Source organism: Streptomyces sp. ITFR-6 (assembly GCF_031844725.1).
In the GTDB taxonomy this organism is placed as follows: Bacteria; Actinomycetota; Actinomycetes; order Streptomycetales; family Streptomycetaceae; genus Streptomyces.
In genome coordinates this window covers 4648985-4661107 of sequence record NZ_CP134612.1, presented here as the reverse complement: position 1 = coordinate 4661107, position 12123 = coordinate 4648985, and the positions used below count along the sequence as shown (strand labels likewise).

At 64.6% G+C, this 12123-nt stretch carries 9 protein-coding genes and 2 pseudogenes; 3 read left to right on the top strand and 8 right to left on the bottom strand.

Annotated elements, in window-relative coordinates; all coding sequences use genetic code 11:
• Nucleotides 1-55: 55 nt before the first annotated feature.
• From RLT59_RS21105 to RLT59_RS21095, 3 genes and pseudogenes are all read right to left on the bottom strand, one after another.
• Nucleotides 56-643, bottom strand: coding sequence for an HAAS signaling domain-containing protein (locus tag RLT59_RS21105; RefSeq protein WP_311304832.1), 588 nt, complete (start codon nt 641-643; stop codon nt 56-58).
• Nucleotides 630-1031 carry a PadR family transcriptional regulator gene (locus RLT59_RS21100; RefSeq protein ID WP_311304831.1) on the bottom strand — a complete coding sequence of 134 codons (402 nt, stop codon included), beginning with the start codon at nt 1029-1031 and terminating at the stop codon, nt 630-632. The genes RLT59_RS21105 and RLT59_RS21100 overlap by 14 nt, the downstream gene beginning before the upstream one ends.
• A gap of 115 nt (nt 1032-1146) precedes the next feature.
• A pseudogene (locus tag RLT59_RS21095) lies at nt 1147-1725 on the bottom strand (SDR family oxidoreductase); the annotation flags it as partial.
• 111 nt (nt 1726-1836) lie between these two features.
• On the opposite strand from RLT59_RS21095, the gene RLT59_RS21090 reads away from it, so the two are divergent.
• Together RLT59_RS21090 and RLT59_RS21085 are read left to right on the top strand one after the other, a co-directional pair.
• Nucleotides 1837-2292, top strand: coding sequence for a TetR-like C-terminal domain-containing protein (locus RLT59_RS21090; protein ID WP_311304830.1), 456 nt, complete (start codon nt 1837-1839; stop codon nt 2290-2292).
• 262 nt (nt 2293-2554) lie between these two features.
• Nucleotides 2555-2887, top strand: coding sequence for an SseB family protein (locus RLT59_RS21085; protein ID WP_399126939.1), 333 nt, complete (start codon nt 2555-2557; stop codon nt 2885-2887).
• A gap of 127 nt (nt 2888-3014) precedes the next feature.
• Here RLT59_RS21085 and RLT59_RS21080 read toward each other — a convergent pair.
• Nucleotides 3015-3548 (bottom strand): annotated as a pseudogene (locus RLT59_RS21080) (transposase); the annotation flags it as partial.
• A gap of 327 nt (nt 3549-3875) precedes the next feature.
• Here RLT59_RS21080 and RLT59_RS21075 point away from each other — a divergent pair.
• Complete coding sequence (locus RLT59_RS21075) at nt 3876-4319, top strand: hypothetical protein (RefSeq protein WP_311304828.1); 444 nt, start codon at nt 3876-3878, stop codon at nt 4317-4319.
• 391 nt (nt 4320-4710) lie between these two features.
• On the opposite strand, the gene RLT59_RS21070 is transcribed toward RLT59_RS21075, so the two are convergent.
• From RLT59_RS21070 to RLT59_RS21055, 4 genes are all read right to left on the bottom strand, one after another.
• Entirely contained in the window at nt 4711-8172 is a 3462-nt protein-coding gene (locus RLT59_RS21070; protein ID WP_311304827.1) for a DEAD/DEAH box helicase family protein, read from the bottom strand.
• Between the two features lie 61 nt (nt 8173-8233).
• Complete coding sequence (locus tag RLT59_RS21065; RefSeq protein ID WP_311304418.1) at nt 8234-9322, bottom strand: IS630 family transposase; 1089 nt, start codon at nt 9320-9322, stop codon at nt 8234-8236.
• A 42-nt stretch (nt 9323-9364) separates the two neighbouring features.
• Nucleotides 9365-10525 (bottom strand): restriction endonuclease subunit S, encoded by a 1161-nt coding sequence (locus RLT59_RS21060; protein ID WP_311304826.1) that lies wholly within the window; start codon nt 10523-10525, stop codon nt 9365-9367.
• Nucleotides 10522-12087 (bottom strand): type I restriction-modification system subunit M, encoded by a 1566-nt coding sequence (locus tag RLT59_RS21055; protein ID WP_311304825.1) that lies wholly within the window; start codon nt 12085-12087, stop codon nt 10522-10524. Before RLT59_RS21055 ends, RLT59_RS21060 begins: the two co-directional genes overlap by 4 nt.
• Nucleotides 12088-12123: the final 36 nt, after the last annotated feature.

Genomic DNA, 12123 nt, shown 5'->3' with positions numbered 1-12123 from the left:
GCGACTCCGCGCCCGCCAGGCCGTGGCGGGGTCGAACCCGGTGATCGTGGGTGACTCAGGGGCGCCGGTTCCGCCACAGATACCCGGTTCCCGCCAGCGTCAGGATGAACGTCAGGGCGACGACCGACCAGCGCAGCGCGGAGTCCACACCGCTTCCGTCGTCGGGGAGGACGAAGACGTACCAGCCGACCCTCATGACGACGGGGACGATGAAGGCCAGGGTGACCCCGGTCCACTTCTCGGCCACGGTCCAGTAGCGGGCGCGGTAGATGATCACGGCTCCGCTGACCAGGCTTGCGAAGGCTATCCAGTCCAGGACCACACTCCGCCCCAGGTAGGGCACGACGGCGCTGACCAGCAGGAGCACCAGGGGCAGCCACACCGGAGAACGGCGGCGGCCCGGCTTCCGGGGCTTCGCCCCCGCGTCGCCGCCGAGCTCCTGGAACGCCGTCGCGGCGATCGCGCGGGGGTCGCCCACCTCGTCGAGGATCTCGCGGGTGCTGCCGGGCCGTTCGGCGAGCGCGACCTCGATGTGTTCGCCGAGGTCGGCGATGAGTTCCTGGCGGGCGGCCGGCGGCAGCGTCGACGTCTCACGCTCGACCACCGCGAGGTAGTCCCGCACGAGCGTTTCATCGGTCTTCAAGAGTGTGCCCTTCCAGGTGCGCGCCGAGCTCCTTGCCCGGCGTGAGGAGTCGGTCGACGGCGCCACGGAAGCCGGGCCAGATCGCGGTGAACTCCGCGAGCGCGGCCCGGCCGGACCCGGACAGTTCGTAATACCGTCGCGGCGGACCGGATGTCGACTCTCGCCAGGTGGTGACGACCAGCTCCTCCCGCCGCAACCGCGACAGCAGCGGATACACGGTGCCCTGGCCGGTCGCCAGGGCGCCGGTCGCCTGAAGCTCGCGGAGCAGCTCGACACCGTACTTCGGCTCGTCCCGCATCAGCGCGAGAACGCAGTACTCCAGCACTCCCTTGAGCAGCTGGCTCTCGGCCTTGCCCGAGGCCCGGCGCCTTGCCTCACCTGGTTCCATGCATAGCAATGTACCAGGCGAAGCATGCCCCGACTGGCCCGCACGCGAGAGCCCGACAGTCAGGCAGTCGGACAGTCAGGCAGTCGGGCAGCCAGCCAGGCGGGTAGCCAGCCAGTCAGGCGATACCGCCGTTGGCGAACAGGACCTGACCGTTGACCCACCGCCCGTCGGGGCCGGCCAGGAAGGCGACCGCGCTCGCGATGTCCTCGCTCGTACCGAGCCGGTCCAGCGGGGAGGCGGCGGCGATCCGCTCGACCAGCTCGGGGCTCTTGCCCTCCAGGAAGAGCGGGGTGGCGGTCGGCCCGGGAGCCACGGCCTTGACGGTGACGTCCCGGCCGCGCAGTTCGCGGGCGAGGATCAGGGCCATCGCCTCCACCGCCCCCTTGCTCGCCGCGTAGGCGGCGTACGTGGGCTGCTGGAGCCTGGTGACCGAGGTCGAGAAGTTGATCAGCGCTCCGCCGGGGCGCAGCCGCCGGGCGGCGAGCTGCGAGACGACGAACGTGCCGCGCACGTTGACCCGGTGCATCCGGTCGAAGGCGTCGAGGTCCATCTCGGCCACCGGCGCGAGCAGCATGATCCCGGCGGTGTTGACCACCACGTCCACCCCGCCGAAGCGCTCCTCGGCGGTGTCGAACAGGGCCGCCATCTCCACCCCGTCCGCAATGTCGCCGGAGGCGGCAACGGCCTGGCCGCCGGGCGGAGGACGTCCGCCGCGCGACGCTGACCGCGGCAGCCGAGCTACTGCTCACCGAGGGGGTCCACGCCCTGACCTTCTCGAAGGTCGCCGCGCGCGGGCGTCAGCAAGATGACCCTCTACAAGTGGTGGCCCTCCCCCGGCGCCCTGGCCTTCGACGCCTACTTCAACACCTTCAAGGAGACCCTCGCCTTCCCCGACACCGGCGACATCGGGCGCGACCTGACCACGCAGCTGCACAGCTTCGTCGATCTCCTGAACCGCAACGGCCCCGTCATCGCCGGGATCATCGGAGCCGCCCAGGGCGACCCCGGCCTGGCGGAGGCGCTCTCCACCCACTACGTCATTCAGCGCCGCGCCCTCGCCGTCGAACGGCTCACCCGCGCACAGCAGGCGGGCCAGATCCGCGCGGAGGCCGACCTGGAGACGATCGTCGACCAGCTGTGGGGCGCCGTCTACCACCGGCTGCTGATGCCCGCGCAACCGCTGAGCAGAGAGTTCGCGGACCGGCTGATCGCCAACCTCCTCCGCGGCGTCGCCCCGGACCCGGCGGACCCGGCGGCCTGACGCGCGGAGCCGGCAGTCGCCACCGCAGGGCCTCAACGAGCCGTCCCGCCAGCGCGTTTCTCCGCCGATATATTTTTGAGGCGGATCGGCATCGAGCAGCACGTCGCGAGAACCGGCGCTGCCGTGCCGTGCGTCGTGAGCTACGGCGCCATCGAGTCGCCTACGAGGGGGAGGGCCCGTGGAGCACACAAGGGAAGCGCTGGCCGAGCGCATCGCCGAGCGCAGGAGCGGTGTTGGTGACCCGCGGGCGTTGGTGGGTGAGATGCGGCGTTCGGTCCTTCTGGTGCCGGTGGCCGATGAGCGGTTGTGGTCGGTGCGGATGGGTGGGGTGCGGTGGATCTGCGGGTTCACCGATGAGACGGCGCTGGCCCGGTTCGCTCTCCACCACGGTCCGGGGGACCAGCCGGTTATTTACGCGGCGCTGTTGGGTGCGCGGATCGTGGATGAGATCGTGCCCGCGCTGGGTGAGCCCGCGGGCCTCGCGGTGGATATCGCGACCGAGGACGGGTCGATGTTCTTCCCGCCGGTCTCCGGGATCGTTCCGGACGCGGTCGCCGTCGATAGGGGTGCGGGTGAAGAGGGGGCTGAGCGGTGACGGGGCGGATCTGCATCTGGACAAGGAGTCGGTCACCAAGTTCACCCAGTACACCAAGGGCCTGAACTCGACGATCGATGAGTTGGGGGGTCTGTCAAACGAGCGGTGTAACTCGGGTTGTTGAGGGTTACTGGCGTGCTGCGGAGAGTCGGCGGTCGAAGGTGATGTCGAAGGCGTTCAAGGCTGTCTTCCAGCGCATGGTCCAGCGGGCCTGGCCCTTGCCGGTCGGGTCCAGCGACATGATCGCCATGTAGACGCACTTCAGGGCGGCCTGCTCGTTCGGGAAGTGGCCGCGGGCTTTCACCGCCCGTCGGATCCGCGCGTTCACGGACTCGATCGCGTCGGTGGTGCAGACGATGCGTCGGATCTCGGTGTCGAAGCGGAGGAAGGGAGTGAACTCCTCCCAGGCGTTCTCCCAGAGCCGGACGATCGCTGGATACTTCTTGCCCCACGTGTCGGCGAACTCCGCGAACCGCTCGAGTGCGGCCTCCTCGGTCGCCGCGGTGTAGACGGGCTTGAGTACCTTGGCGATCTTGTCCCGGTCCTGGCGGGCTGCATAGCGGAAGGAGTTCCGCAGCAGGTGGACCACGCAGGTCTGGACGGTGGTGCGGGGCCAGACGGCCTCGACTGCCTCGGGCAGGCCCTTGAGCCCGTCGCAGACGGGCATCTCGACTATCCCCTGAGCGACTACCGGTCCGAGGCGGCAGCCCTGGCCATGGACGGGTGGCTGCATACACAGTTCGACATGGAGAGCTCAGGCGCTGCCGTCACATATGAAGTTTCACGAGAGCAATTCACCTTCACTTGGGGAAATACCGTCCACCCCTTCTCCGACACCCCGCAATAAGACCTGGTCATGAGCAGATCGACAGTGACTCTTGGTGCGTGGGACACGCAGTACATTCCGGCGGGATAACCGGTCACGGCCGACGAACCGATCCCCGACTTCGACGAGCAGGAGGACCGCCTGCTCGAACACCACCCCCGGATGCGCCGGATCGTGCTCCGCCCCTCGCCCGGCCGGCCGCTGTTCCGCTACTACCTCCACTGGAGCGACGGAGCCGACCTGGCATCCCGCGACAGCCGGGTCGCCGCCGGAACATCCACCGAAGCGGACTTCGCCGGGGCGGTCATCGGAGAGCCCTACAACACCTCGCACCCGGCCTGCGGTGCGAGATTCCGGGTGATCGAACTGGCCTCAGCCATTCTCTTGTTCTCCGACGACCTCGAACGCTCACGCGCCCACTCGTACCGCAACGAGTACCTGGGCTGCGTAGGCGACGTACTGCGCACCGGGCAACTTATGAGGCTTCACGAGGCGAGTTCGCATTCACGTGGGGAGAGACTGCCCACCCATTCTCCGACCCACGAGTGGGATAAGCGGATGCGCATGAAAAAGCCCCAGGTCACGGCGAGTGAGTCCTGGGGCTGATCCGAGCCGCCTTCGGGATTCGAACCCGAGACCTACGCATTACGAGGGCCTGCAAGATCATCCCAGATGATGCCGGAAGGTGCCACAGAATCCCATTTCCCCAGGGCAGAGGCGTGCGGACGTGATCACTGTGACGCCTGTTCTCCCCTGGTACCGCCCAGTCCGCTCACGCGGCGCTCACGCAAACGGCGCCGGCCCCTCAGCTCTTACGCCGGTCTCGGTGAGGTACGAGGAGGGTGCTGCCGCCTGCCCACTTTGCCCCGCAAACGTGGCAGATCACGTACCACTCGTCGCCCACAGCGTTCTCGTCCATGTGCCCATGCTGTCCCGTCCCAGGGCACTCGTCAGTGACTTCTTCTTGACGCATTGCTTCTCCTCCACGCCTGGTTGATCAGGCCGCGCTTTCTGCGGCAACGGCGGTCGAGCGGATCGAGTGAATGACGGACACCATGACGTCGACCTCGGCCTCGGGGAAGATCGCCTCGGGGCCGGTCGGGGCGAGGGCCGTGAACGGCGACTCGTACAGCGCATCAACGCCTATCGTGCCGTTGCGCGCCAGATAGTCGATCAGCTCGTTGACGAAGCGGAGCTGATTCGCCGTGAGCGTCTTGCCCTGCTGGAAGGCGTCGAAGGCCAGCGCTGCGGCCTCCCGTTCCAAGCCGGTCAGGGACCGCAGGAACAAGCCCAGGCCGCCGTTCGTGTCCTTGATGTAGGCGATGTCCTCCGCGGTCCCGATACCGGCCTCGACGAAGATCGCCTCCAGCTCCGACAGGTCCAGGGCGGTGATCTGCTTGTTGCGGCGGATCTTCTGGACCGCGAGCTGGTCCTGGTGCGTGTTGAGGTAAATACGGATCTTCTGCTCGAAGCGGGTGAGGTCGGTACCGATCTCCATGCCGGTGAGCGTGGCAGCAGTCAGCTCGCCCAGCTCGTCCTCGAAATCGGTGTACACGATGCCGCGCTTGGTCTTCTCGATCAGCCGCACCAGGCCGCGCAGACGACGGCGCATGGTCTCCAGCAGGGGCAGCGTCACGTCCTGCCACCACTCGTCGCCTGCGACCTCGTCGAGCAGGACCTGCTGGGCCTTGATCACGGGAATGGTCAGCTGGTCGAGCAGGGTGGACGCAATCTCCTGGACCTGGTCTCGTAGCCGAGTGAAGCCCGGGTCTCCGTTCGCGACGGCGAGCTGGAGACGGAGCGCGAGCAGGTCGAAGCGCTTGGCCTCCTCGCCGGCGTCGTCCTTGTCGCGGAAGGCGGTCGGGAGTCCGGCCAGGTGGTCGATGACCTCGCCGTGCGCGTCGGGCGTGAACTCCAGCCAGGCGTCGAAGTCGGCGAAGGTCTCGACCTGTTCGCGGTGCGGGCGGACCAGGAAGTTCTCCGGGTTCATCGCCGTGACCTCGTCATGCAGTCGAGTGGCGAGATCCCAGCGCAGACCAGAGTCGCTGACGGTGCCGTCGGATGCAGGCCGCGTAGCGATCACTGTGGCTGCTTGGCGGTCGCGGGCGGAGCTGTCATCGAGGGCGAGAAGCAGGTCGGCTCGGCGCTCGAAGATCCGCTGGCTCAGCGAGGGGGCGACCTTGCCGTCGACGCGCATCAGGTTCTGGTTGAAGAACTCGATGTTCTGGCACAGGTCGAAGACCAGGAAGCCGTCCTTGCTGCGGTTCGGGCCGAAGAGGTCGGGCGCGAGGCGGGTACCGCGGCCGATCATCTGCCAGAACTTGGTCTTGGAGCGCACCAGTTTGAAGAAGATGAGGTTGACGACTTCGGGGACGTCGATGCCGGTGTCCAGCATGTCCACGGAGATCGCGATCTGCGGAAGCTCGGCCGCGTCGGAGAACTTGTCGATCAGGCTCTGGGCGTACTCCTTGCGGTAGGTGATGACCTGCGCGAAGGCACCCTTCAGGTGCGGATAGTTCTTGTCGAACCGCTCAGCGATGAACTCCGCGTGGTTGTTGTTGGCAGCGAAGATGATGGTCTTGCCGAGTTTGTCGCCGCCATCGACCTTCAGGCCGTGGGTCATGAGGGTCTGCAGGACCTTGTCGACGGTGTCCGCGTTGAAGAGGTACTTGTTCAGTTCCTCCGTGGTGATCTCGTCCGGGACATCACCGTCCTCGTTCCACTCCGTTTCGTCCCACTTCTCCTTGTCCTCTTCGGACAGGTCGTCGTACTTGATGCCGCCACGCTGGAACTTCAGAGGAACATCGACTGCCCGCGGCGCCACGAGGTACCCCTCGGCTACGGCCTCGTCCAGGCTGTAGACGTCGGTGGGCACGCCGTCTTCGAGTTCGAAGCGGCGGTAGGTGTTGCGGTCGACCTCGTCCTTGGGGGTCGCAGTCAAGCCGACGAGGAGCGAGTCGAAGTAGTCGAAGATCGCGCCGTACCGCTGGTAGATCGAACGATGCGCCTCGTCGATGACGATCAGGTCGAAGAAGCCGGGGCCGAAGAGTCGGCGGCCTTCGGCGTCGGTCTGGTCGATCAGGTTCATCATGGTCGGGTAGGTGGAGACGAACACCCTCGAATGCGGGTCCTTCTCTTCCAGCAAGTTCACCGGGTTGGCACCAGGCAGGTGTTTCTTGAACTCGGTGGTGGCCTGCTTGACCAGAGCCTTGCGGTCGGCGAGGAAGAAGATGCGCTTGGCCCAGTTGGCACGCATCATCAGGTCGCTGAGCGCGATCACGGTCCGGGTCTTGCCGGAGCCGGTCGCCATCACGAGTAGAGCCTGGCGCAGCGAGTCCTTCTCGAAGGAGTCGGCGATACGCCGTATCGCGCGGGACTGGTAGTGACGGCCGGCGATCTGCTCGTTGATCGGCATCTTGGCGAGGTTGCGGCGGCTGGCTCGGCGCTGAACCAGGAGGCGCAGCTCGTCCTTGGTGTAGAAGCCTTGGACCTCTCGGGGCGGGTAGTTGAGGTCGTCGAACAGGTACGTGCGGTAGCCGTTGGTGTAGAAGATCACCGGCCGCTGCTTGAACTGCGCTTCCAGGGCGTCGGCGTAGAGCGTCGCCTGGTACTTGCCCTGCTTCGGGTCGCGGGTGGTCCGCTTGGCCTCGACGACGGCCAGGGGCTTGCCGTCGTCGTCCCACAGGACGTAGTCGACTTTGCCCTTTCCGGAAGGCGCGGCCGATGTCGGCAGCCCAGTCACCGGATACTCCCGGTCCCTCGGCTGGTCCAGCGCCCAGCCCGCCTCCTTGAGGAGGAGGTCGATGATGAGCTTGCGGGTCTCGGCCTCGTTGTAATCGTGGTTGTCCGGCTGCGCCTCGTTCGCGGCCTTGGCCGCCTTGACCTCCGCACGCAGCTCGGCGATCTCGGCGTCGAGGTCCTGATTCTTCTTCCGCTCGGCGGCCAGTGCGGCATCCTGCTCGGCGTACTTCTCGGCCTGCGCCTTCAGCTCGGCCTGCTTGGCGATCCGCACCTCGGCCGGGACAGGTCTAGGTATCAGCGCCGTGTCGAACGCAAGCGTGGACGCAGGCAGTTGGGCCTGGTCGAGGGTGTAGGTACGGGCCATCCAGTACAGGACGTGGAACAACTCCGCGACCGTGCGCACCGCATCCTTCGGAGCGATGGGCGTCCTACGGTGCACGGCAGCATTGCCCTGTCGCCGAATCACATCCATCTTCGCCCGGATCGCAGGGCCAGCCACCTTCACCAACGTCGGCTCGGCAATCAGCGCCGCCAGGTCATCCTGGTACGGCAGCTTGAGCGTGCCATCCGCCTCGAACATCCACGTCACCGCGAGTTCCAGCACCCGCCGCGCGTAGAACGCTGACGCACGCGGGTCCACGTACGTCAGCCGCTCGGCGCGCACCGCCTCGGTATGCAGCTCTGGCCACTCGGCCTGCAGGAACCCAAAGTTGCTCACGATGATGACCTTTCACTGATGCAGGCAGAAGCCAGTCAATTCAGCCAACTTGCGCAGGGAACTAGTGTCCTGAGTCGTTAATTCGTGTGCAGTATGCGGCGAGTGTGTCGAGGATGTCGTCGGCGGTCTTCGTCCAGACGAACGGCTTGGGGTTCTTGTTCCACTCGTTGATCCAGCGGCGGATGTCGCGTTCGAGTTCGATGACGCTGCGGTGGGCCGAGCGGCGGAGTTTGCGGGAGGTCAGCTCGGCGAACCAGCGCTCGACGAGGTTGAGCCAGGACGCCGAGGTGGGGGTGAAGTGCAGGTGGAAGCGGGGGTGCCGCAGCAGCCACTTCTTGACCGGTTCGGTCTTGTGGGTGGCGTAGTTGTCCAGGACCAGGTGAAGTTCGAGGTCCTTGGGGACGGCGGCGTCGATGACCTTCAGGAAGCGGAGGAACTCCTGGTGGCGGTGGCGGCGGTAGTGCTGGGCTATGACTGATCCGGAGGCGATGTCGAGGGCGGCGAACAGGCTGGTCGTGCCGTGCCGGACGTAGTCGTGCGTCATCTTCGCCGGCGTAGTCGGTGCCATCGGCAGGACGGGCTGGGTTCGGTCCAGGGCCTGGATCTGCGACTTCTCGTCCACTGCCAGGACCAGCGCGTTCTCCGGCGGCGACAGGTAAATGCCCACCACGTCACGGACCTTGGTCACGAACTGCGGATCGGTCGACAGCTTCCACGTCTCCACGATGTGGGGCTTGAGGCCGAACGCCCGCCAGATCCGCGAGACGGCCGACTGCGACATGCCCTGGGCCTGGGCCATCGAACGTGTCGACCAGTGCGAATCGCCTGTTGGTGGGCTCTGGCCCAGCGTCCTGGCGACCAAGGCTTCGACCTGCTCATCCGTGATCTTCCGCGGTGCACCCGAACGCGGCCGGTCCACCAGACCCTCCAGCCGGTCCGCGGCGAACCGGGACCGCCACTTGCGCACCGTCTCCCGCGAGACACCCAGGTCGTCCGCGACCCGCGCGTTCGACCGGCCCTCTGCACACGCCAGCACAATCCTCGACCGCAGCACCAGTGCCTGCGACGCCGTCTGCTTGCGTAACCAGCCCCGCAGCACGCTGCGTTCGTGATCGGATAGCTCCAGCGACAACGGCTTCGGACCAGGCATCGCCACACTCTACAACCGCACGCGAACTAACGACTCAGGACACTAGTCCCACAGAGTTCCCTTGAAGGCACGGTTTTGGACCGATTCAAAAAGGGCGTCAAGTTCGGCAAGATGAGCCGCCGCAGCGGCCCTCACCGTCACGACGCTGTGGACTCTGCTCGCGAATTCCTCGATCGATTCACGCCCCGGATCCAGAATGCGAAGACTTCTAAGCGTCGCGAGGTTGATGTTCTTTTGCGCAGATTCCGGCGCCATACGCTCCAGGTTCCCCTGGAGAAATGAAAGCCATGTTTGCACGTACTCAACCACGGGCGGGTCAGACGTAAATCCGACCACGCTATCCGGGAAGCACGCATCGAACTGAAGGATTCCGGTCTTTGCGATATTCGCGGCGATAGTGATACACAGGGTCCCCTGTGGCCACAGGCGACTCTGGGCGAGGCCAGCATCAGAGTAAGTACTCTCGTACGAGTGAATGTAACCACGCGACCTAGCCACATCGCCCGTCTGAATCAGTGGATACCTTCCTCCGAGCAGACTCGGGTCATTTCGCGGCCGATGCTTCGAAACACCCCGATCGAGAGTTCCCATTTCGGTGAGATCCACCTGGGGTAGACCCTTGGAGTTAGCCACCGGGTCACCGAACATTTCAACAAAAATCGACTGCGCGAAATCATCGAGGAATTTGATGGATTCTCGACGCTTAACGCGCAGAGCATCTACATGGTCCAGCATTTGCGCAATACGCTGCTGCTCCGCCAGGTCGAAGATCGGAACGTTGAAGTCCCGTACAACCTCACGAGTGACGCCTTTAATCGTGGCGCCGCGGGAGCGATCCGTGAAATAGCGTTCTAGGGAACGGATATAATGAAACAAGTATCGCGTGTCGAGATCGCCAGGGCGAGCCCGCACTGCAGTAATGTCCTGGCTAAAGCAAATAGGATCGCGCGCGATCGCCACCTTGCCGACACTGGTGCGCGTCACCAGTAGCAGATCGCCTGCTTCGGCCGTGCCAGTAGAAGATCCCTTCACCGCCTCCTCGGAGATCGTATGGCGTGGAGAAATACCTCCGTCAGCATCTAGATCCGCACCCGTTACCCACGGAATGCATCCCTTATAGTAGTCGTCTCGCTTACGGTCGGGCGTGCCACCGCTCTGGAAAAAAGCCACCTGCCCGAGAGGCGTCAGCTTGGGCTCACTCATCCCAGCAGCCCCTTCAATTCACTCATCCCCTGCTGAATATCTGCCTCAATTCGCGCCAAATCCTCTAGGATCTGATTTGGCGCGCGATATTCGATCTCCTCATGGATGATCTCCTTGTATCGCTTGAGGCTCAGGTCATACCCCTGCGCGGCGATGTCTTCCTTTGGCACACAGAAACTCTGCTCAGTCCTCGCCCGGGTCTGCTCACTGCCATTGCGGCGTCGCCAGCGTGCCAGAACGTCAGGCAAGTTGTTCCTAGTGTGCTGTTCCTCGCTCAAGGCGCCATCGCTGACGACGGGTCCAAGCTTGTCGCCCGACAGCAACGGCGTACGCTTGTCATCAAGGCTCCAGCCATCCGCTGTCACCTCGTAGAACCAAACGTTATCCGTACCACCACTATTCGTCTTGGTGAAGAACAGGATGGCCGTGGAGACCCCCGCATAGGGCTTGAACACTCCACCAGGAAGCTTCACAACGGCGTCCAGCTTGTGGCCTTCAACCAGAAGCTTTCGAAGGTCTTTGTGTGCCTTGCTCGACTGAAACAGAACCCCTTCTGGCACTACGACTGCGGCCCGACCGCCAGGCTTAAGGAGGCGCAGAAACAGGGCGAGGAACAGTAGTTCGGTTTTCTTGGTCTTGACGACCTTCTGCAAATCGACTGCCATCGCGTCATTGTCAAGACTGCCAGCGAAAGGCGGGTTAGCGAGAATAAGTGAGTATCGGTCGGCCTCACCCGCCGCGCTCTGGGCGAGAGAATCACGGTAGCGAATGTCAGGGTTTTCAACTGAGTGCAACAGCATATTCATGCTACCGATGCGGAGCATGGTGTTGTCGAAGTCGAAGCCGTGGAACATGCTCTCGTTGAAGTGCTGGCGCTGAGCCGGGGCGAATAGTGCCTCGCGGTGGGTGCGCTCGACGTACTCTGCAGAACCGACCAGGAAGCCAGCAGTGCCGCACGCCGGGTCGCAAATCTCGTCGCCGGGCTGCGGAGCCATCATCTCTACCATCAGCTGGATGATGTGTCGGGGCGTCCGGAACTGGCCGTTCTGGCCCGCTGTAGCGATCTTGCTGAGCATGTACTCGTACAGGTCACCCTTGGTGTCCTTGTCGCCCATGTCGATGCCGTTGATCATGTCGACGGCCTTGGCAAGCAGGTTCGAGGTCGTGATGGTGAACCGCGCGTCCTTCATATGGTGCGCGTAAGTGGAGTCCTCACCCCCCAGGGTGCGCAGCCAAGGGAAGACCCCGTCCCGCACCGTCGAGAGCATGTTCTCGGGGGACTCGTTGATGAACACCGACCAGCGTAGGACTTGGGCATCGTCCGCGTAGATCGGGTTCTCGACCGGGCGCCCGGTGCGGTTGGCCTTGTTCTCCTTGGCCTGCTCCAGGATGTCGAGGCGCCGAATGAACATCAGATAGGTGATCTGCTCGATGACCTCCAGCGGATTGGAGATCCCCCCGGACCAGAAGGCGTCCCACAGTCGGTCGATCTTGCTCTTCAGAGGGCGGAATGAGAGTACATAGGAGTTTTGTCGTCGCCTGAACGTGTGGCGGTGGGGCATCCCGGCCGGTCGGTGGTCATTGGCATGTTGGGCTGG